This window comes from Neomesorhizobium albiziae (assembly GCF_900114255.1).
Taxonomy (GTDB): Bacteria; Pseudomonadota; Alphaproteobacteria; order Rhizobiales; family Rhizobiaceae; genus Neomesorhizobium; species Neomesorhizobium albiziae.
Genome location: NZ_FOSL01000002.1, coordinates 181074 through 202443 on the forward strand (window position 1 = coordinate 181074; position 21370 = coordinate 202443).

Below are 21370 nucleotides of genomic sequence, written 5' to 3' on the forward strand. Positions count from 1 at the left end.
GCCGACAAAGCCAGAAATGAGATTTCCAAATATGGAAGGATTGCTGGCCGCCTTCATGTGGGTTGGCTGGTGCGCACGGAAGCACATTGTCAACATCTATCAGCAATCTTTGTTTCTCTTTTATCCACACCCCTCCATCCCTCCCGCATAATGGCTGCATCGCCCTCACGGGAACCTGGTGCGCACCGGGTATCAGGGAGGACGACGGTGCCGGATCGGCAGCGCTGACGGTGGCGCTGCTGGGGCGAGGATGCCCGTAGGTCCGCGCCCTGACCGAGGCTAGGCTAGTTCGCGGTGTGAAAGCCGCGCTCCCTGCGGTAGGGCAAGAACACCGGCGGCGCCTGGGAGACCGGGCCTCGTATAAATTTGAAACGGCACGGTCCCAGGCGCCGCTTCCCACTCCTGAGCCTGTCGAAGGGCTCCACTCAATGGTCAGACGCGAAAGCGGGCGTGGCGACGGAGACGCTTGTGCTGATGAAAGGACCCCCTCTCCGTCTCGGCTTCGCCTCGACACCTCTCCCCCGCTTTGCGGGCGCGAGGAACCGCTGCCGCGATGCCGACGCCGTTCCAGCTGGGTTTCCTCGCCCCCATGAAATGGGGGAGAGGTGGTTTGCGCAGCAAACCGGAGAGGGGGTCTTGTGAGCAACGCCAGCCAACGTCCAGCAAGCCATAAATCCGCTAGCGAAGCCTTGATTGCGTATCCGCCGGAGCTAGGGCCGTCGAAATCCCGTCGGACCGCCATAGAGATAGGAAATCCGCTCGATCGCGGCAGCGAGCGGCTCGCGGGAAACCAGCATGGTGTGGCCGTTGGCGTGGATCATGTTTTCGGCGTCGGTCATGACAGCGACATGGCCGTTCCAGAACACCAGGTCGCCACGGCGCAGGTTTTCATGGGCCGGCCCCGCATCGACCACCGTGCCGATCGTGCCTGCCTGCATGTCGGTGTCGCGCAGCACCATGTTTCCCGACATCCGTTGCGAAAGTTGCACCAGTCCCGAGCAGTCGAGGCCAAAGCCGCTGCAGCCGCCCCACAGATAGGGGGTGTTCAGCAAGGTTTCGGCAACCGTCACGTAATCCTCGGCGACAGCGTCCCGCGCCACCACATGACCGGCCACAATCGCCTCGCCCGACGCCAGCATTGCGTATTTCGTGCCGCGCGTTTCCGCGTAGCCGGTGACGACGATGCGCGAGCCCATCGACAACTTTCCGCTGTGTGGCAGCTTCATGTCCGGACCGGGATAGAGGAACGTGCGCGGCGCGCAGACAATGTGCGTGGCCTCAGCGGCGATCGGCGCGACAGCGGCGCCGGCGACAAAGCCGACATAGCCGTCACGCTCGGACTGCACCCAGGCCCAGCCCTCGCTCTCCTCGAACACGCGGACGTCGTCGCCGAAAAGCAGTTGCGAATCCAGGCCGGCATCGGGACGCGGCGCTTTCTTCAGGTCTGCGACCGGAACGGCGGTTCGTGCAAGGCGGCCGGCCACGAAACGCTCGGCCTCGACACTGCCACGCAGCCGTTCGTCGGCAAGGTCGGCACGAAAGGCGTGCAGGCGGCGGTCAGGGCCGTTCATAGCGGCAGCTCTCCGCCCCTGGCGATGATGACGTCACCGAAACGTTCGACGAACAAGGCGCCTTCGACCGTGCGCTTGACCAGCACATTGCGCTTGTCGCGCTCGTCGCGGTGCCGGGAAACCAGTTTCAGCGCGCCCATCGTGTCGAGCGCACGGGTGATCACCGGCTTGGTCACCCCCAGCCTGGCGGCGAGGCCGCGCACCGTATGAGGCGGCGGATCGAGATAGATGGTGAGCAGGATCGCCATCTGGCGCATGGTCAGGTCGGGCACATCGCTGCGCACCTCAGCCAACGCTACCAGTTGCCAGAGCCGCAACGCCTGGCTGGGACGCAGATGAACTGCCATGGGTCCCAGCATCTCCGAAAATTGTTTCGGTTCCGTTTCTTCCTTGATGGAATAATAAAACATTGTGGCCTCCTGCTGCATCGGCCCGAAAGCGCAATGCATCGATTCAAAGTCCTGGAGCGTCCTTTGCGCGTCCAGGGGACGCGGGGCGCACTAGGCGTAGCGCCTCGAAAGCACCCGCTCGATGGCACGTATCGCCTGAGCTTCGCCGCCGACCGGGCAATGCGGCCGTTCGGTCGGGCTCCATGCGAAAATGTCGAAATGCACCCAACTCGGCGACTTCTCGACAAACCGCTTCAGGAACAGAGCTGCGGTCATCGATCCTGCAAAGCCGTCGGTTGTGACATTGTTCATGTCGGCGATCTTGGAAGAAAGCTTGGCATCGTAGGGCTTCCACAGCGGCATGCGCCACAGCGGATCGGCGGTCGCCACCGCCGACTTGGCGAGTTCCGTCGCAAGCGCATCGTCATCGGTGTAGAACGGCGGCAGGTCCGGCCCGAGCGCCACGCGGGCCGCACCCGTCAGCGTCGCCATGTCGATCAGCAGTTCGGGCTGCTCGTCGTCGGCCAGCGCCAGCGCGTCCGCCAGCACCAGGCGCCCCTCGGCGTCAGTGTTGCCGATCTCGACGGTGATGCCCTTGCGGCTTCGCAGCACGTCGCCCGGCCGGAAGGCGTTCCCGGCTATCGCATTCTCCACGGCGGGAATGAGAACCCGCAGCCGCACCGGCAGTTTTGCAGCCATGATCATCGAGGCAAGGCCGAGCACATTGGCGCCGCCGCCCATGTCCTTCTTCATCAGGAGCATGCTCGCGGCCGGCTTGATGTCCAGCCCGCCGGTGTCGAAGCAGACGCCCTTGCCCACCAGGGTGACCTTGGCCGCATCTGGGCTGCCCCAGGTGATGTCGATCAATCGCGGCGCGTCCGTCGATGCCCGGCCGACCGCGTGGATCATCGGAAGATTTTCGGCAAGCAGAGCGTCGCCCACGGTTACCCGGATTTCTGCCCCATGCTTTGCGGCGAGCGCCCGCGCAGCCGCCTCCAGCGCCTCCGGCCCCATGTCGTTGGTCGGGGTGTTGACCAGGTCGCGGGTGAGGAAAACGCCATCGGCGATGCGGCTGACATGGCCGCCGTCAGCGCCTTCAGGCAACGCGAAACGCAGCGTCTTGCCCGGCTTCTTGCCGTAGCGGGTGAACGCATAACCGCCGAGCGCCAGCCCGACCGCCGCCTGATTGGCGTCGCCCGGGCCTGCCGCGAAAAACCAGTCGCCTTCGGGCAGCTTGCGGGAAAGCGAGCCGGTCGCCAGCGAACCGAACGGGTCGTCGCCGGTCCCGGTTCCGAGCAACGCCGCAGCCACCGCGCCGCCTTGCCCCGGCACCGTCAGCACGCGGTCAGCCTCACCGTTGAAGTCGTTGGCCTTGGCCCAGGCAAGTGCCCCGGCGTCGAGCCCGGCATCGTCGAGCCCGTCCTTGGCGACCAGATAAACCGGCTTGGCGCTCGCGGACTTTTTCTCGGTGAACTCGACAGGCATTGGACGTCATTTCCTTCGGCAACGGGCAGCAGCGAAGAATCGCTTCTTAACCATCCGTTAGGGTTAACAGAATATTGCTCAGGGTGGGTAGACGGCTGCGGCGGACGCACGGGGAAATTGGGGGGCACTTTCCGATGTTGATCAACCACGGCGCGAGAGCAACCGGGAAAAGCCTCCTGAAGATATCGGCCGCCGTGCTCGTTGCAGCAAGCGTGGCTGGCTGCGCAAAAGACCACACCACCACGGGATCCCTCACCCGCTCGCAGGGAAAACGAATCGACCAGATGTCGACCGGTGAGTTGCAGGGCGCCGCAAATTCGCTCGGCGAGGCCTATGCGCGCAGCCCTACCGACAAGCTGACCGCGCTTCGTTATGCCAATGTGCTCCAGATGAACGGCAATTCGGACCAGTCGCTGGCGGTGATGCGCAAGCTCGCCATCGCTCTGCCGAAAGACCGTTCGGTGCTTGCCGCCTACGGCAAGGCGCTCGCCGCCAACGGCCAGTTCGAACCGGCGCTCGATGCGGTCCGCCGCGCCCAAACGCCGGAATATCCGGACTGGAAACTGCTGTCTGCGGAGGCAGCCATCCTCGACCAGCTCGGCCAGGCCCAGCCGGCGCGCGAACTCTACCGCAAGGCGTTGGATCTCAAGCCGAACGAACCTTCCGTACTCTCCAACCTCGGCATGTCCTACGTGCTTGCTGGAGATTTGAAAATGGCCGAGGAATATATGCGTTCTGCCGCGCAGCAGCCCGGCGCCGACAGCCGCGTGCGCCAGAATCTGGCGCTCGTCGTCGGCCTGCAGGGCCGTTTCCCCGAAGCGGAACAGATTGCCAGCCAGGAACTGTCGCCGGACCAGGCGCAGGCCAACGTCGCTTACCTGCGTTCCATGCTTTCCCAGCAGAATGCCTGGAACCAGCTCAAGGACGACGATAAGAAGAAGCAAAATCAGACGAATTGAACCGCGTTCCGCGTGTTACCGGAAACGCCGCTCAGCCGTTCTTGAGCGCCAGGGCGGTCATGATCGCCGGGCCCAGAATGACAGCAAACAGCACCGGCAGGAAGAACAGGATCATCGGCACGGTGAGCTTCGGCGGCAGCGCCGCGGCCTTCTTCTCGGCCTCGTTCATGCGCATTTCGCGGCTTTCGTTGGCGAGCACCCGCAATGCCATCGCGACCGGCGTACCGTAGCGTTCGGCCTGGATCAGCGCCTGGGTGATCGACTTCACGGTTTCCAGGCCGGTGCGGCTGGCGAGGTTCTCGTAGGCCGCCTTGCGTTCCTGGAGGAAGGAGAGTTCGGCATTGGTCAGCACGAACTCTTCGGCGAGTTCCACCGACTGCGCGCCGATTTCCTCCGACACCTTCCGGAAGGCGGCTTCGACCGACATGCCGGATTCCACGCAGATCAGCAGAAGATCGAGCGCGTCGGGCCAGGCTTTCTGGATCGACTGCTTGCGCTTGGTCGCACGGTTGGAGACGTAAAGGACGGGCAGATAGAAGCCCCCATAGGCAGCGAAGATGCAGACCACCATCTTCACGAAAAGCGGCTGGTCCGGCATCGCGCCCATGACGAAGAGGTAGATGGCGGCCAGCACAAACCCGATAAATGGCAGCACAAGGCGGAAGAAGAGGAATTTGGTCAGCGGGTTCTGGCCGCGGAAACCGGCGGTCCTCAGCTTGGTGAGCGTGCCTTCGTCGACAAGCGCGCGGCGCAGGTCGAGCCGGTCCACGATGTTGCGCATGCCGATTGACTCTTCCTCGCGCAATCCCTTGCGGCGGCGATCGGATTCGGCGGCCAGCCGTGCGCGCTGCTTGGCGCGCAATTCGTCGCGCTCCAGCGCGACTGCCTTCATGCGCGCTTTCATCGGATTTCCGCTCAATGCGGGCAACACGGTGAACACGGTGGCGAAAACGGCAACGGCGACCAGCAGGGCGATCATGAAGGCCGGATCGAGCAGTGCTTTTACGACTTGGTCGGACATGCGCTAGACCTCGAAGTTCATCATCTTGCGCATCACCAGGATGCCCATGGACATCCAGACGAGAGAGCAGCCGATGATGATGTTTCCGGTGCTCGTCGTGAACAGCGGCATGATGTAGGTCGGACTGGACAGATAGACGAGGAACCCGACGACAAACGGCAACGCACCGATGATGACGGCCGATGCCTTTGCTTCCATGGACAAAGCCTGCACTCTCGCCTTCATTTTCTTGCGGTCGCGAAGCACCCTCGAAAGATTGCCCAGCGCCTCGGAGAGATTGCCGCCCGCCTGTTGTTGGATCTGGATAACGATGCCGAAAAAGCTCGCTTCGGGGCACGGCATCGTCTCGCCCATGCGCAGCGCGGCCTCGGGGATGGACATGCCGACCTGTTGGGATTCGACGATACGGCGAAACTCGGAACGCACCGGCTCGCCGGATTCGGTGGCGATCAGCCGGATGCCGTCGTTCAATGGAAGGCCGGATTTTACGGCGCGCACGATGACGTCGAGTGCGTTGGGGAATTCTTCGAGGAAAGCCTTCACCCGGCGGGCGCGCTTGAAGCTGATGATCCAGCGCGGCAGCCCTATAGTGCCAGCGATGAACGCGCCGGGAAGCACGATCAGCGGCGCGCCGCCGAGATATGCCAGCGCAGTCACCACGACGCCGCAGATCGCAGAATAGATGTAGAACCGTTCGACCGATATCTGCAGGCCAGCCTGCCGGATCTGCATCCGCAGAGGCGGTTTCCTCGTGTTGCGGTCCTTGGCCTTCTGCTTCTCGTCGAGTTCCTTCAGCGTGTCCTGCACCGATTTCCGACGCTTGGCGACTTCGGCCACCCGATCGCGCGACGCCTTGACGAGGGCACGGTCGGCGTCCGACCTGGTAATAACTTCCAGCCGCTTGCCGACGTTCTTCTCGTCGGCGATCCTGTTGAAGAGAAAGGCATAGGCAATGGCTCCAGCGCTGCAGCCGGCAAGGGCGATGAACGCCAGGATCGATGTATCAATGCCGAACATGCCCGAAGCCCCTGAACCCGTACGCTGTTAGTGGACGCGCTTCTCCATGGCTTCGAGGGCGGCGGCCAGCCGCTGCTCTTCGCCATAGTAGCGGGCGCGATCCCAGAATTTCGGGCGCCCGATACCGGTGGATATGTGTTCGCCGACGAGCCGTCCCGAAGCGTCTTCGCCCTTGATGTTGTAGAGAACAATATCCTGGGTGATGACGACGTCGCCTTCCATGCCGATCACTTCGGTGATGTGGGTGATGCGGCGCGAACCATCGCGCAGACGTGCCGCCTGAATGATGACATCGACGGAGCCGACGACGATTTCGCGCACGGTTTTCTGAGGGAGCGAATAGCCGCCCATGGCGATCATCGACTCGATACGGTTCAGGCATTCGCGCGGCGAGTTCGAGTGGATGGTGCCCATCGAGCCGTCGTGGCCGGTGTTCATCGCCTGCAGAAGATCGAAAACTTCGGGGCCGCGAACTTCGCCGACGATGATGCGCTCGGGACGCATGCGCAGGCAGTTCTTGACCAGGTCGCGCATGGTTACCTCGCCCTCGCCTTCGAGGTTCGGCGGTCGGGTTTCGAGACGGACCACATGCGGCTGCTGCAGCTGTAGTTCTGCCGAGTCTTCGCAAGTGATGACGCGTTCGTCACGGTCGATGTAGTTGGTCAGGCAGTTCAGCAATGTCGTCTTGCCGGAACCGGTGCCGCCTGAAATGACGATATTGCAGCGGACACGGCCGATGATCTTCAAGATCTCAGCCCCTTCCGGGGAGATCGCGCCGAATTTCACGAGTTGGTCGAGGGTCAGCTTGTCCTTCTTGAATTTGCGGATGGTGAGGGCCGTTCCGTCGATCGCAAGCGGCGGCGCAATCACGTTGACGCGAGAGCCGTCGGGCAAGCGCGCGTCGCAGATCGGCGAGCTTTCATCGACGCGGCGGCCGACCTGGCTGACGATGCGCTGGCAGATGTTGAGGAGTTGCTGGTTGTCGCGGAAGCGGACGCCGGTCTGCTCGACCTTGCCGTTGACTTCGATGAAAACCTGCCTCGACCCATTGACCATGATGTCGGCGATATCGTCGCGCGCCAGCAGCGGCTCCAACGGGCCGTAACCCAGAACGTCGTTGCAGATATCCTCGAGCAGGTCTTCCTGCTCGGCGATCGACATCGCGAAGTTCTTGATCGCGATGATGTCGTTGACGATGTCGCGGATTTCCTCGCGGGCCGCATCCGGCTCCAGCTTTGCCAGCTGGGAAAGGTCGATCGTGTCGATCAGCGCCGAGAAAACCTGCGACTTGGTGTCGTAGTAGCTCTCGCTGCGCTCGCGCTGCGCGGTGCGCGGCTGCGACGCAAGCGGCGGTGGTGTGACCGTTTTGCGCGGTTGCGCCGGCGGCTGGGGTGGTTGCGGAGCTGCGGCTCGCGGTGGCGCCACGGTCGCCGCAGGAGCAACCGCCGCCGGTGCCGGCGGCGTCCGGAACTCCGGCTTGCTCCCGCTGTCGTTGCCTCGTTTGCCAAACATGCCCGATTACCGCCCGAGGCCCGTCATTTCTTTTTCAGCTTCAGCCTGCCCAGAATATCTCCGAGGCCGGCCTTCTTCTTCGTCTTGATCTCGCTGCGCCCTGTCAAAACATGGGCCATCTCGTAGATTGTCTGGACGATGGCATGCTTGGCATCCATCTCGCCCAGCATGCGCCCGTTGTTCGAAGAGTTGCCAAAGAGCTGCGGATCGAAGGGTATTACCGCCAGCGGACTGACGCCCAGTGGCTCGGCAAAGTCGGCAGCACTTATCTCTGGACGCTTCGGAATGCCCGCCTGATTGATGATCAGTTTTGGCGGAGCGTCGTTGGGCCTCAGCTTCTTCAGCATGTCGACCAGGTTCTTGGTGTTGCGCAGATTGGCAAGCTCGGGTGTCGCCGTAATCACGATCTCGTCCGCCGCCGCCAGTGTGTTTTTGGTCCAGCCGTTCCACGCATGGGGAACGTCAAGGACAAGCAGTGGCGCACTACGCTGCGCGGTGTCTATGAGATGGGTGAACGCATCGGCGTCGAAATCATACACGCGGTCGAGGGTCGACGGCGCCGCCAGCAGCGAGAGATGCTGGGCGCACTGCGCCAGCAGGCGGTCGAGATAGACCTCGTCGATACGCTCGGGTGCGAAGACCGCTTCGGCGATGCCTTGCGCCGGGTCCTGGTCGAAATTGATATTTGCGGTGCCGAACGGCAGGTCGAGATCGGCGACCACCACTTCGGAGCCGAACAGGGTCGACATGCTCCATGCCAGGTTGTGAGCCATCGTCGAGGACCCAACACCGCCTTTCGCACCGATGAAGGCGATGGAGCGGCCAATCGGCTCGGCGTCCGGATCGACGAAAATGGAAGAAATGACGCCGACGATGTCCGCCATCGATATCGGCGCCACGACATATTCGGAAATGCCCGACCTGATCAGTTCGCGGTAGAGCCAGACATCGTTGTAGTGGCCGATGACAACGACCTTGGTGGTCGGATCGCAATATTCCGCCAGCTGGCGAAGCGCTTCGATCAGTTCGCGCGGCTCGCGGCGCGACTCCAGGATGATCAGATTGGGCGTCGGAGCGGTCTGGTAGATTTCGATGGCCGTCGCCACGCCGCCCATATGGACCTTGAGATGCGCCTTTGCCATGCGCCGGTCCTCGCCGGCGCGTTCGATCGGACTGGCGACGCTCTCCGTTTCGCAGAACGCCTGTATCGAGATGCGCGGGATCGGCCGCAAGGCATTCATCGCGGCGACGTCCTGCTCCCGGGCGGCATCGCCGCTGTCCGGTTGGGTATCGTAGGCCAGATTCGTCATGCTCTTACCCTCGAAATGGCCGCGATCAGTAGTCTACTTCCTGTGCCGGCACCGCCACCCAGACCGGAGCGTTCCGATAGCCATCTATGACTTTGCCGCGGCGTGCGGCATCGATCGGCGTCTCCTTGCGCGGTCCGAGCAGATCGGCCGGATTGGCGATCTGTGCGGCGAGATTGTTCTGGTAGGAGCAACCGAAATCCGCGTAGTGCTTGTTCTCTTCGGTTTTGAGAATGTCCTCAGGCCAGCGGCCGCATTTGCCGGTCTGTGCCTTCATGGCGGTGTAAGCCACCCTGACCGGCGCCGAAACATCCGCCGCCGACTGGTAGGAAAGCATCATCAGCCTGGATGCCGGAACGCCGTTTGCCCTGGCCACCCTGGCGAAATCGCTGGCAGCGCGGGACGCGGCAACGTCGTTGGCGGCGCCCGACGGCGTCATTATTCTGAGCACAGGCGCCGCGCTCCTGTCGTACCCCGACAGAAAGCCCTCAAGAGATGCACGCTGCTGATTAGTCATTCCGCGGTCGCTGGCTCCGACCGGAAGATCGAGCACCTCTTCCTTCTCGCCGATGACGATCGGATGGTTGGTGCGATAGTCGTCGGGAACGGAGCCTACCGTGATGCTGTCACGTTTTGCGCATCCAGCCAGCAGCGCGGCCCCAACGACCGCCAGGACGGAGATTGCGCGAAACGTGGGAAAACCACGAGAGCCGCCGGCTATTGCGCTGTTCTTTAAAGCCTTAGACATGCCCACACCCCCGGTCACTTGTAGATGTAGCCGACCACACCGTGGTAGCGGCCGTTCGGTTTGTCGGTCTGCATGGTTCCGTAGACGCGGTTGACGCGGCCGAGGAACATGCCGGCGCCGTCGCTCGCGGCGTTGAAATTGTCGTCGGGCTTGGCGAGCGCGTTGCGTGCAACCGGCCGCGAGAGATAAGGCGTCACGATGATGACGAGTTCAGTCTCGTTGCGGACGAAATCGCGGCTGCGGAAAAGCGTGCCGAGCACGGGAACCTTCGACAAACCCGGCAGACCGTTGATCGCCTGCCGGACATCGTCCCTGACAAGGCCCGCGATCATCATGGAGCCGCCGGATGGCAGTTCCACGGTGGTGTCTGCGAGGCGCTTGCGGATCGAAAGCATGTTCGATCCCGGAAAGGTTAGCGGGCTGGCACTGAGACCGACCGATCCTTCAGTGGTGGGTTCGGAAACGGATGTGCGGACTTTCAGACTGATACGACCTGGCGAGAGAACGACAGGCTGAAATTCCAGTCCTATGCCATATTCAATTTTCTGGACCTCATAGGTCACACCGCCGAAAGAAGCGGGCTCGTCGATAACGCCATCACCGTTGTTGTCGCGCCCGGGGCTCGGCGGTGTGACCGACTGGCTGCCAACTACATTGAATTCACCGCCAACCCTGAATGTCGCCTTCTCGCCAGACACTGCCGTCAGCGTCGGTTCGGCCAACGTCTTCATGACGCCGGATTGCTCCATCGCGTTGATGTAGGCCTCGAGCATCGAGGTGCCAAGCTGCAGTCCGCTAGGGGAAAGCGGCTTGCCGAGGCCCATTATATTGTCGCTTATGCCGGCCCAACTAATGCCATTGCTGCTGCCCTCTGCGAACATGTTGACGCCAAGCTGCTTCATGACATTGCGGCTGATTTCCGCGACTGTCACCTTCAGGGTAACCTGATCCTCTCCTATGATCTTGATCAGGTTGATGATCGCGCTTTTCTGCCGGGTCGAGTCGGGATTGTCGATGTCGACGCCACCATTGACCGAGCCGCCGGCCGCCGTCTGCGAATACTGGCCCGTTGTCGCTTCACCGCCGGTCACAAAGGCGGTAGCCAGTTCGGCCGCACGGGATGCATCAAGAGGGGTCTCGACCGTACCGGTCAGCACGACGTTGTCGTTCAGCAACTCGACCGTGATGTCGGAATTGGGAATAAAGCGCTTGAGATAGTCTTCCAGTCCGGCGACATCGCGCTCGATGGCAAGGTCAAGACTGGCGATCTGCTCGCCGTTGGGCCCAAAAACGAAGATGTTGGTCTCGCCGACCTGCTTGCCGAACAGGTAGATGCGGCGTGCCGAACGGGTCACCGCGTCAGCCACTCCCGGGTTCGCCACCAGTACATCGTAAGCGTCGCTCGGAAGGTCGATCACGATGGATTTGTTGAGGCCCAGCTTGATCCGCTGCGCACCCTTCGTCGTTTCGACCTGCGTGATGCCGGCGCCAGCAGCAGTGCCGAACGTCGGGGAGGCCAAGGCGACACAGGCCGAAGCGGCGAGTACGGCGCCCCAGCGGGCGGCAATCTGGCTGCTCCTGGCAAAGTCGACGGGCTGGTGGGTCTTCAAAGTCATCTCCTTGCCCCCACTTCGGAAACTTCGCCTGACTTGATCAGCCGAACAGTGCCGCGGCGCCCATTGCCCGAAACCAGATAGTCGGCCTCACCGTCAGGTTTTTCCTGCGCATCGGCAGTGGAGCGGAGCGCGAGAGTCAAGCGATCAGCCATCTGTTGCGCAACCGTGATGATTTCTGACTGCTGCGACGTCAGTTCGAGTGTCGCGGTCTGGCCAACCTTCACCTTCTTGCCCTCTTCATCTTCCTGGATCGCCTGATCGATCGCCAGGACACGAATGTTCTTGAGGATCGTTTCGGTGATGAAACCTTCGCCGCCGCTGGCTTGCGAGCGCCGGGTCATGATCACGTCGACAAAATCATTAGGAAGAATGAAGCCGCCGGCCGATGTATCGGCGGCGATCTGGGTGGCTATCGCCCGTTTACCCGCCGGCAGGATCGACGACATGAAGCTCTGGCCTTCGCCAATCAGTTTCGAGCGGCGCAGCGGTTCGCCCCTATACATCGCGATCCGCGCGAGCGAGCCCTTCAGCTTGTCGATCGCATCGGCTTCACCGTCGCGGGTTATGAAATTGGCGTCGACAGCGTTGGTTGGCCATGCCTGCCAGGTGAGCTGGCCGTCTACAGCAGCCCCCATCGGAACATCGGCGGACAGGACGAGCACTTCGCTCAACGCCAGCGCCGGCTGCTCCGGTTCGGGCATCGCCACTTCCTGCGAAGTGCTGGCCATGTTTTTGGCGATGTAGCCAGCACCGCCCGCCGCGGCCACCGCAACGCTCAGAATAATCAACCGTGACGCCATCGGATACCCAGCCCCGAAACCACCTTGCCCGGGGCGGAGATTGCGCCGCCAATCGTCAAATTAGGGTTAATGCAATCCTTACGATCGTGATTAATTTAGAGTTTATGCAAATACTTTCGGGAGAGGCTGAGCAAGGAAGGAGAGAAACGCTGGATACGCGCTCAGGCGCGTTGGCGACAACTCAGCCGGCCAGCAAGCGACTGGTGGCCCAGAGCATCAGCGGCGAGGCCGGATAGGACATCAAACCGCCGATGCCGAGCGCCACGCCATAAGGAATTCCGGCCTTCTGATCGGCGAAGTGCCGAAGAAACGCGATCCTGCCGGTGAAAAGGGACAGCGGCGAGTTGCGGTATATCACCAGCGCCAAAGTAAGCATCCCGCCCAGGATCGTGGAAACAAGCAAATATGTCATCAGCTGGTGATCGAAACCCATCCAGACCGCGGTGGCGGCAAGCAATTTGGCGTCTCCGCCACCCATGGCGCCGATTGCGAACAGGCCGAAGGAGCACGCGAGCACGATGCCGCCGGCGGCGAAATGCCAGGCGTAAGCCGACCATTCCATTCCGGTGAACGGCGCCAGGACCGCAAATGCCAGCAGGAGGATCACCGACACGCGGTTGGCAATCGTCATCGAAACCATGTCCGACAGCGCGGCGTAGACCATACAGAATGGAAAGATCACAAAAATCGCTGCTTCAACCATTTGGCTTATGCCTATTTCATTCACCGCAACGCAACCGAGCGAGACCGCGTGCAGAAAGCAAAGGGCCGCGCCATCTTGCGACGCAGCCCTTCAACTTCAGCTAAGCGGAACCGCTTAAATGTTACGGAGCATTAGCATCCGTCAGCTTCGAACCGATCGTGGTGAACGTCTTGCCTACCTGTGTACCGATCGTGCCAGCGCCGACCATGATGGCAAGCGCGATGAGAGCGGCGATCAGCCCGTATTCAATGGCGGTCGCGCCGGATTCGTCCTTCAAGAAACGTGCAAAAAGCTTAGTCATTCGAGAGCTCCTTACTCCACATGTTAACAGCACCCCGTCGACTGTTCTTTATGCGTCGATCGGATGCTGCCAATTTATGGAGGAGCTCTTTCATTCGGCTTAAGAAACAGCCTTACCGAATTCTTTCCGCACAGCGCTCCATTTGTTGGTTAATCGCCGACTAAGATGGAAACCCGCCATAGCCATGCCGCCATGTCCATGGCAGCGCCGGCGCACGAGTTCCGCACTTAACCGTTGGTTCACCAATGTCGTTCATTTTCGAAGAACACTTTCTGCGGGGAGAGATGAGATGCATCGGGCCCAGATTTTCAAGATTCTCTTCCGGCAGTCGCTGCTCGCAGCCGCCGCGGCGGCAATGATGATGACTACAGCTCATGCGGAACCTGGGATCGAAGTGATCATGAACCAGGCGAGGATCGTGAAACTCGCGCGCGGGGCAGATACAATCGTCGTCGGCAATCCGGCGATCGCCGACGCCTCGGTCCAGGATGCCAACACGATCATCCTTACTGGCAGGGGTTTCGGCGTCACCAACCTGGTCGTGCTTGACCGCGACGGCGCTCCTATCATCGACGAACAGGTTACGGTTGTGCGGCAGACCACCAGTTCGGTACGTATCTACCGACGCGCGAGTATCCAAACCCTGTCTTGCACGCCCTATTGCGAAGGCTCGTACAAGAGCGAGGCCGAACTGGCGTCCGACGCTCAGATAGGCCGGTGATCCGCATGGCATAGCCGACGGCCAGCCTGGTGGTTAGTCACCGGTAAATTGGTTGCGCGATCTTTTAAGGATCATCCAAACCGTAACGAAACCGGTTTGCGATATCGTCCTGGCCAATACCGCATGAGATTGGCTGGGCTCGATATGGGTGTTGAACAAGCGTCTGGACCGGACTGCGCGCGCGCTAAAAGATGGCGCCCGCGGATTGTGCTGCGTTTCTGCGGCGACCAAAGCGGCAGCACGGTCGTCGAGTTCGGCATGCTGCTGTTGCCGTTCCTTCTCCTGCTCTTCGCCATCCTGGAAACCTGCATATCGTTTGCAGCCGGGCAGGTGATGGCGAATGCCGTCGACGATGTTTCACGACAGATCCGCACCGGACAAATCAAGGCCGACGGCCTGAACGCAACGAACCTTCGCAACCTCATCTGCGGCAAATTGGAGATGATGGTGGCAAGCGGTTGCCCTGGTCTGGCAATCGACCTGCGTACCGAGGATACGTTCAGCAAGCTCGCCGCTATCCCGATGCCGATCACCGGCACAGGCGACCAGAGAACGATCAACCCGGGGATGACGCAGGTGCAGAAGCCTAAATCTCTGGAGAAGAGCATGCTCCGCGTGCTCTATCCCTGGCCGATCATGACCAACATGATGCAAAAAAGCCTGTCGACATTGGCCGACGGCAAAATTCTGCTTCTCGCCACGGCAACCTGGCAAAACGAACCATTTGACGATTGATCGGGGGCGGACATGGCCAGTAAATTTTCGAGCGTCCTCGGACGATTGATTTCCGACCGACGAGGCGTCGCGGCGATCGAATTCGCGCTGATTGCGCCCTTGATGCTGGCTATGTGTCTTGTGACCTGGGAGCTGGCGCTCGCAATCGAAACCAGCCGCAAGGTCGGCCGCGCCGGCAGCATGATCGGCGATCTGGTTACACAATCGCCGCAAATGTCCAAAGCCGAGCTAAAAGGAATTCTTGCGATCAGCAGTTCGGCTATTCAGCCTTACAACCGGTCGGATCCGAACATCACCGTTACAGCCATCGAGATAACCAACGAAACGACCCCCAGGACCAGGATCCTCTGGGAATACAAACTGGTCGGCAAGTCGGGCGGGCAGAATGTCTATGAGGCAGGCAGGGCAGCCGGAACCTTGACAGATGTTCCCGACAGGCTTGAGACGGCCGGCAGTTTCCTCATCGAAGTCAACAGCCACCTGGATTATGTGCCCGTCATCGTCTGGAGCACGGATGCAAAACAGGCGCTCGGCCTGACATCGTCGCGCGCCACCTACAACATGAACGAGACCTACTACATGCGCCCGCGCGTCACGAGCACCATCGCCTGCGGCGATTGTTATAGCTGACCTGCCGGCCGGAGGATCGGACCGCTGGTTTCCAATCCTCCCGGCTTTCGAATTGCCAACCGAGGCGATCGATCCTATGTCTGCAACTCCCCTAAGCAGACACTAGCCTGGGTTCATGGCACGCGCTTTCGTCTTCGTCCTCGACTCCTTCGGCATCGGCGCCGCCGCTGACGCCGCGCGTTTCGGCGACGAGGGCTCCAACACCTTCGGCCATATCGCGGCCGCCTGTGCGGCTGGCCAAGCCGACAGAGAGGGTGTCCGGGCCGGCCCCCTGAATGTTCCCAATATGGCCGCACTGGGCCTTGCGAAGGCGGCCGCTCTGGCCGTGGGAGACATAAGCGCAAATGCGGCTCCGGCTGCCGTTGCTCAAAATGCCTTCTATGGAGCGGCGGACGAAATCTCGAGCGGCAAGGATACGCCATCCGGTCACTGGGAGATCGCGGCGTTTCCGGTCCGTTTCGACTGGGGGTATTTTCCTGAAACGACGCCGACATTTCCGGCATCCCTCACATCCGCCATCGTCGCTGAGGCCGGCTTGCCGGGGATTCTCGGCGATCGCCATGCCTCCGGAACGGAAATCATCGCTGAGTTCGGCGAAGAGCACATCCGCACCGGCAAGCCGATTTGCTACACGTCGGCGGATTCGGTCTTCCAGATCGCCGCGCATGAAACGCATTTCGGGCTCGAACGGCTTTACGAGCTTTGCGGTATCGTCCGAAGGCTGGTCGACCCGTTGAATATCGGCCGGGTCATCGCGCGTCCGTTCATCGGCGAAACACAACAGACTTTCGAGCGCACCGCCAACCGGCGAGACTTCGCCGTGCCGCCACCGGAACCCACATTGCTCGACCGGCTGACCGCGCGCGGCAACCGGGTCATCGGCATCGGCAAGATCGGCGACATTTTCGCCCACCGAGGCGTGTCGGAGACGCGCAAGGCCGCCGGAAACATGGCGCTGTTCGACGCCGCTCTTAGTGGCATGGACGATGCCCGCGATGGCGACATGGTTTTTGCGAACTTCATCGATTTCGACACGCTTTTCGGCCATCGCCGGGATGTTGCTGGTTATGCCGAGGCGCTCGAGGCCTTCGACCGGCGGCTGCCGGAGGCTTTTTCCAGATTGCGCCGTGGCGATATCCTGCTTTTGACCGCCGATCACGGCTGCGACCCCTCGTGGAAGGGCACCGATCACACCCGCGAGAGAATTCCCATCATCGGCACCGGACCGGGGCTGCGTGGCGGAGAAATCGGCGTGCGGTCGACCTTCGCCGACATCGGCGAGACGATAGCCGAACATCTCGGCCTCGCACCGGGTCGGCATGGCACGTCCTTCTACAAGGCGATCGCCGCCGATGCCTGAACTTCCCGAGGTAGAGACCGTCCGGCGCGGCCTGCAACCGGTTTTCGAAGGTTCACGCCTCCTGCATGTCGAGGCGAGACGGCCGGATCTACGGTTTCCGTTTCCCGACCGCTTTGTCGAGCGGCTGACCGGTCGGACTGTCACCGCGCTTGGCCGGCGAGCGAAGTACCTGACCGCGCATGTCGATGGCGGCCCGGTGCTCATCTGCCATCTCGGCATGTCCGGATCGTTCCGCATCGAGGACGACGACCAGGCCGGCACACCCGGTACGTTCCATCACGAGCGCTCGAAAGATGCCGCGCACGACCACGTTGTGTTTCATCTCAGCGCGCCGACCGGAACAAAGGCGCGCGTCGTCTTCAACGACCCCCGGCGGTTCGGCTTCATGCTTTTCGCCGAGGCGGACGAACTGGACCGCCACCCGATGCTCGCCAATCTCGGCATAGAGCCGACCGGGAATGCGCTCGATGGAACGCTGCTTGCCGATCTGCTGCGCGGCCGCAAGGCGCCGCTGAAGGCTGCCCTCCTCGACCAGACCGTGATTGCCGGGCTCGGCAACATCTACGTCGCCGAAGCCCTGTGGCGTGCCGGCCTTTCGCCGCGCCGGGCGGCAGGAACCATCGCGGCGTCCCCCGGCAAGGCGACGGAGCGCAGCACACGTCTCGCCACGGCCATCCGAAACGTCATCGCAGATGCGATCCAGGCAGGGGGATCGTCACTCAAGGATCATATCCAGACGGACGGGTCGCTGGGCTATTTTCAGCATTCCTTCTCGGTTTACGACCGCGAAGGCCAAGCTTGTCCGAGATCCGGCTGCGGCGGCACGATCCACCGCATCGTGCAGAGCGGACGCTCCACTTTCTATTGCCCGACCTGCCAGCGTTGAGCTAAGCGACGGAAGCCGGTCAAGCCCTGGGAGAATTGCCATGACCTATGAAACGATCATCGTCGAAACGCGCAGCAAGGTCGGGCTGGTCACACTCAACCGGCCGAAGGCGCTGAACGCGCTCAACTCCCAGGTCCTTGGCGAAATCGTCGCCGCGCTGCAGGCGTTCGACGCCAATATGGAACTCGGCGCGATCGTCATAACCGGCTCCGAAAAGGCTTTCGCGGCGGGCGCCGATATCAAGGAGATGCAGTCCAAGTCCTATGTCGAAGCTTATCTCGAAGATTTCTTCGTCGGCTGGGAAGGGCTGACGCGCATCCGCAAGCCCATCATCGCCGCGGTTTCCGGCTATGCGCTCGGCGGCGGCTGTGAACTGGCAATGATGTGCGATTTCATCATCGCAAGCGACAACGCAAAATTCGGCCAGCCGGAGATCACGCTCGGGGTCATGCCCGGCATGGGCGGCTCGCAGCGCCTGACGCGTTTCGTCGGCAAGTCGAAGGCAATGGACATGTGCCTGACCGGTCGCATGATGGATGCAGCGGAGGCTGAACGTTCCGGCCTCGTCTCGCGTGTCGTTCCAGCGGCTGATCTCGTCGAAGAGGCGATCAAGGCGGCCGCCAAGATCGCGGATTTCTCGATACCGGCCGTCATGATGACCAAGGAGGCGGTCAACCGTTCCTATGAAACGACGCTGGCCGAGGGCCTGCGCTTTGAACGCCGGGTTTTCCACGCGATGTTTGCGCTCGACGATCAGAAGGAAGGCATGGCGGCCTTCGCCGAAAAACGCCCGGCAAGCTTCCGCAACCGTTGATGGCGGGTGCGTCCAAAAAGACCGCGAAACGGCGTTGACGCCTCGCCAAAGCTACACTATAAGCCGCGACAACTGAGGCGGCCCATGGCTGCCCATTTGTTTTTGCGCCAGCAGGAGGCCCTGCGGCGCCCCTACGGATACAGAAGAGAGGCATCATGGCCAATACATCGTCGGCCAAAAAGGCAACGCGCAAAATCGCTCGCCGTGCAGCGGTCAACAAGACCCGCCGCTCGCGCGTCCGCACCTATGTCCGCAAGGTCGAAGAGGCTCTCGCAGCCGGCGACAAGACGGCAGCTGAAGCCGCCTTCCAGGCCGCCCAGCCGGAATTGATGCGCGCCGCAAGCAAGGGCGTCATCCACAAGAACACCGCGTCGCGCAAAGTTTCGCGCCTTGCGCAGCGTGTGAAGACGCTGACCGCCTGACACCCAATTTCAGTACCAGATCGAAAAAACCCGGCGTACCTCGCCGGGTTTTTTTCGTTTGCCGGAAAACACTTGCCGGGATGACGTTACGGAAAGCTGCCCGCAGGCCAAAGTTCTTTGCCGGCATAGGCCTCGTTTCGGCTATTCTGTCGCCGTCGCAGCCGCTCACCCAGCGGAAAAGGCCTGACACTATTTATGCAATAATTTCAGCCATTTACAGACGGTTGTCCACACGTTGTTCAGGTCATCCACCGGCTGCCGGGGGCTGGAGCATGTCAAGCGCTTTTTTTAGTTTTTTTTCGCCCGTGGGGGCTCAAAAAATCAGGTTTGGAAAAGGTTTTGAATCCAAACGACTTATTCGGTTAACAGCCGCTTCGATGCCCTCCTGAAGCGGCTCCAGCAGATCAGATTCATTAAAAATCCGTTAGCCGTGGCCTTGCCCTTTCCACAGCGATTTTTGTAGTGTCTCTTCATCGAGAGGGACGGGCCTGCGGCCCCAAGACCCAGCTAAATTAGCAGAAATTGCAACGCGGATCCAATTCGCGAATAGCGAAGTTTTGCCTTTTCGATACGTCCGAATGGTGCAGCCATCGGGACCGAAGTTGGACATCGCTCGGCGTTCTCGCCAGCGATTGACTGGTTTTGTGTCCATTCCAGGCCGCCCGCGAGGAAAAGGCAAACCCGGATAAACGCCAAAGATGGCGTTCGGGATGTTACAGACAGGACGGTGCCGGGAACGGCATCGCCTGTGATGAGGCTTGCTGCCATTCGCTGACCCTGGGGTTGTCAGGGAATGGCGCGAACATGAAAGACAGGGACCACATCATGCAAGGCGCAATCGGAAGGGAAGCAGGGGTTGACTTCCCTTTTCACAACATTGTCGAGGGACAGGGCATGGCGGCTACCATATCGGGGGGCGAAGACAAGACTTTCGAACGTGTAAAGGCTCAGTTGAAGGCGCGGCTGGGCAGCGACGTTTATTCCAGCTGGTTCGGGCGGATGAAGCTGGCAGAGACTTCCAAGGGCATTGCGCGCCTCTCGGTTCCGACCGCATTCCTGCGGTCGTGGATCAACGGACATTATCTCGATCTCATCAACGAACTCTGGAAGCGGGAAGAGCCCGATCTCCTGAAAATTGAAATCATCGTTCGCAGCGCGACCCGGCATGGCCGCAGCGGACCTGAACTGGAGCAGCAGCCGGTCCGCAGGACACCGCAACCCGCACAGACGGCGCTGGGTTCGGGCACCTTGGCTACCCAGCGCTCCGACCGGAACATCATGCAGCGCAGCAGCCCGGCTATGGAAACCGACACCCGTCAGCCGGTGCTCGGTTCGCCGCTGGACGCGCGTTATACATTCCAGTCCTTTATCGACGGTCCGTCGAACCGGGTTGCATTCGCCGCCGCCAAAGCGGTTGCGGAATCCCAGTCCAGCGCCGTTCGTTTCAATCCGCTTTTCCTGCATGCCACGGTGGGCCTCGGCAAAACCCATCTGTTGCAGGCAATCGCGGCTGAATCGCTCAAGCACAACCCGCAGTCGCGGGTGGTCTATCTCACCGCCGAATATTTCATGTGGCGTTTCGCAACCGCCATCCGCGACAACAACGCGCTGACCCTCAAGGAGCAGCTGCGCGACATCGACCTTCTGATCATCGACGACATGCAGTTCCTGCAAGGCAAGTCGATCCAGCACGAGTTCTGCCACCTGATCAACATGCTCCTCGACAGCGCCAAGCAGGTTGTGGTTGCCGCCGACCGGCCGCCATCCGAGTTGGAATCGCTGGAGCCGCGCGTGCGCTCCCGCCTGAATGGCGGCGTCGCCCTCGAAATGTCGGCGCCGGATTTCGGCATGCGCCTCGGCATGCTGAAGCTTCGGCTGGCCAGCGCCAAGGCCGAAGATCAGTCGTTGAACATTCCCGACGATATCCTGACCCATGTGGCCAAGACCGTGACCGGCAGCGGTCGCGAACTGGAAGGCGCGTTCAACCAGCTGCTGTTCCGGCACTCGTTCGAACCGCAAATCACCATCGACCGCATCGATGAGCTTCTCGGCCACATCTACCGCTCGGGCGAGCCGAAGCGGGTGCGCATCGAGGACATCCAGCGCATCGTCGCCCGCCACTACAACGTCTCGAAGACGGAACTTCTGTCCAACCGGAGAACCCGAACGATCGTCAAGCCGCGGCAGGTCGCGATGTATCTGTCGAAGGTAATGACGCCGCGCTCGCTTCCCGAAATCGGCCGGCGGTTTGGCGGACGCGACCATACGACGGTACTTCATGCGGTGCGCAAGATCGAAGACCTCTCGGGATCGGACAACACACTCGCGCAAGAGCTGGAACTGCTGAGGAGACTGATCTCCGATCAGGCCTGA

General features: G+C 61.4%; 21 protein-coding genes. 9 read left to right on the top strand and 12 right to left on the bottom strand.

Features of this window, described 5'->3' with window-relative positions; translation table 11 throughout:
* Window positions 1–710: 710 nt before the first annotated feature.
* From F3H98_RS04455 to F3H98_RS04465, 3 genes are all read right to left on the bottom strand, one after another.
* Window positions 711–1571: a C40 family peptidase gene (locus tag F3H98_RS04455; protein ID WP_149758736.1), complete on the bottom strand. Its 861-nt coding sequence runs from the start codon at window positions 1569–1571 to the stop codon at window positions 711–713.
* Entirely contained in the window at window positions 1568–1918 is a 351-nt protein-coding gene (locus tag F3H98_RS04460) for a MarR family transcriptional regulator (protein WP_149759290.1), read from the bottom strand. Before F3H98_RS04460 ends, F3H98_RS04455 begins: the two co-directional genes overlap by 4 nt.
* A gap of 153 nt (window positions 1919–2071) precedes the next feature.
* Window positions 2072–3445 carry a leucyl aminopeptidase family protein gene (locus F3H98_RS04465; RefSeq protein ID WP_149758738.1) on the bottom strand — a complete coding sequence of 458 codons (1374 nt, stop codon included), beginning with the start codon at window positions 3443–3445 and terminating at the stop codon, window positions 2072–2074.
* 134 nt (window positions 3446–3579) lie between these two features.
* Between F3H98_RS04465 and F3H98_RS04470 the strand changes: the two genes are divergently transcribed.
* Window positions 3580–4404 carry a tetratricopeptide repeat protein gene (locus F3H98_RS04470; RefSeq protein WP_149758740.1) on the top strand — a complete coding sequence of 275 codons (825 nt, stop codon included), beginning with the start codon at window positions 3580–3582 and terminating at the stop codon, window positions 4402–4404.
* A gap of 31 nt (window positions 4405–4435) precedes the next feature.
* On the opposite strand, the gene F3H98_RS04475 is transcribed toward F3H98_RS04470, so the two are convergent.
* The 9 genes from F3H98_RS04475 to F3H98_RS04515 all read right to left on the bottom strand — a co-directional run bounded on the left by F3H98_RS04475 (window position 4436) and on the right by F3H98_RS04515 (window position 13429).
* Window positions 4436–5425 (bottom strand): type II secretion system F family protein, encoded by a 990-nt coding sequence (locus tag F3H98_RS04475; protein WP_149758742.1) that lies wholly within the window; start codon window positions 5423–5425, stop codon window positions 4436–4438.
* A gap of 3 nt (window positions 5426–5428) precedes the next feature.
* On the bottom strand, window positions 5429–6442 hold the full coding sequence (locus tag F3H98_RS04480) for a type II secretion system F family protein (RefSeq protein ID WP_149758744.1): 1014 nt from the start codon (window positions 6440–6442) through the stop codon (window positions 5429–5431).
* Window positions 6443–6469: 27 nt separating this feature from the next.
* Complete coding sequence (locus tag F3H98_RS04485; RefSeq protein WP_149758746.1) at window positions 6470–7954, bottom strand: TadA family conjugal transfer-associated ATPase; 1485 nt, start codon at window positions 7952–7954, stop codon at window positions 6470–6472.
* Between the two features lie 23 nt (window positions 7955–7977).
* The gene (locus F3H98_RS04490; RefSeq protein ID WP_149758748.1) at window positions 7978–9264 is read right to left on the bottom strand and encodes a CpaE/TadZ family protein; all 1287 of its coding nucleotides are present in this window, start codon (window positions 9262–9264) and stop codon (window positions 7978–7980) included.
* A 25-nt stretch (window positions 9265–9289) separates the two neighbouring features.
* Entirely contained in the window at window positions 9290–10009 is a 720-nt protein-coding gene (locus tag F3H98_RS04495; RefSeq protein WP_149758750.1) for a CpaD family pilus assembly protein, read from the bottom strand.
* A 14-nt stretch (window positions 10010–10023) separates the two neighbouring features.
* The gene (locus tag F3H98_RS04500) at window positions 10024–11625 is read right to left on the bottom strand and encodes a type II and III secretion system protein family protein (RefSeq protein WP_149758752.1); all 1602 of its coding nucleotides are present in this window, start codon (window positions 11623–11625) and stop codon (window positions 10024–10026) included.
* A complete protein-coding gene (gene cpaB / locus F3H98_RS04505) occupies window positions 11622–12425 on the bottom strand; it encodes a Flp pilus assembly protein CpaB (protein ID WP_149758754.1) in 804 nt (267 codons plus the stop codon). Before cpaB ends, F3H98_RS04500 begins: the two co-directional genes overlap by 4 nt.
* A gap of 181 nt (window positions 12426–12606) precedes the next feature.
* Window positions 12607–13128, bottom strand: a complete 522-nt coding sequence (locus tag F3H98_RS04510) for an A24 family peptidase (protein WP_149758756.1) — start codon at window positions 13126–13128, stop codon at window positions 12607–12609.
* A gap of 121 nt (window positions 13129–13249) precedes the next feature.
* A complete protein-coding gene (locus F3H98_RS04515) occupies window positions 13250–13429 on the bottom strand; it encodes a Flp family type IVb pilin (RefSeq protein WP_149758759.1) in 180 nt (59 codons plus the stop codon).
* A gap of 289 nt (window positions 13430–13718) precedes the next feature.
* Between F3H98_RS04515 and F3H98_RS04520 the strand changes: the two genes are divergently transcribed.
* The 8 genes from F3H98_RS04520 (at window position 13719) to dnaA (ending at window position 21370) form a co-directional block, all read left to right on the top strand.
* Window positions 13719–14150, top strand: a complete 432-nt coding sequence (locus tag F3H98_RS04520; RefSeq protein ID WP_425294810.1) for a pilus assembly protein N-terminal domain-containing protein — start codon at window positions 13719–13721, stop codon at window positions 14148–14150.
* A gap of 144 nt (window positions 14151–14294) precedes the next feature.
* A complete protein-coding gene (locus tag F3H98_RS04525; RefSeq protein ID WP_149758761.1) occupies window positions 14295–14885 on the top strand; it encodes a TadE/TadG family type IV pilus assembly protein in 591 nt (196 codons plus the stop codon).
* Window positions 14886–14897: 12 nt separating this feature from the next.
* Window positions 14898–15515, top strand: coding sequence for a TadE/TadG family type IV pilus assembly protein (locus F3H98_RS04530; RefSeq protein ID WP_149758763.1), 618 nt, complete (start codon window positions 14898–14900; stop codon window positions 15513–15515).
* 115 nt (window positions 15516–15630) lie between these two features.
* Window positions 15631–16875 carry a phosphopentomutase gene (locus F3H98_RS04535; RefSeq protein ID WP_149758766.1) on the top strand — a complete coding sequence of 415 codons (1245 nt, stop codon included), beginning with the start codon at window positions 15631–15633 and terminating at the stop codon, window positions 16873–16875.
* Window positions 16868–17761, top strand: a complete 894-nt coding sequence (gene mutM, locus F3H98_RS04540; protein ID WP_149758768.1) for a bifunctional DNA-formamidopyrimidine glycosylase/DNA-(apurinic or apyrimidinic site) lyase — start codon at window positions 16868–16870, stop codon at window positions 17759–17761. Before F3H98_RS04535 ends, mutM begins: the two co-directional genes overlap by 8 nt.
* A gap of 40 nt (window positions 17762–17801) precedes the next feature.
* Window positions 17802–18575 (top strand): enoyl-CoA hydratase, encoded by a 774-nt coding sequence (locus tag F3H98_RS04545; protein ID WP_149758770.1) that lies wholly within the window; start codon window positions 17802–17804, stop codon window positions 18573–18575.
* A gap of 155 nt (window positions 18576–18730) precedes the next feature.
* Entirely contained in the window at window positions 18731–18997 is a 267-nt protein-coding gene (rpsT, locus tag F3H98_RS04550) for a 30S ribosomal protein S20 (RefSeq protein ID WP_149758772.1), read from the top strand.
* Between the two features lie 825 nt (window positions 18998–19822).
* The gene (gene dnaA / locus F3H98_RS04555; RefSeq protein WP_188130347.1) at window positions 19823–21370 is read left to right on the top strand and encodes a chromosomal replication initiator protein DnaA; all 1548 of its coding nucleotides are present in this window, start codon (window positions 19823–19825) and stop codon (window positions 21368–21370) included.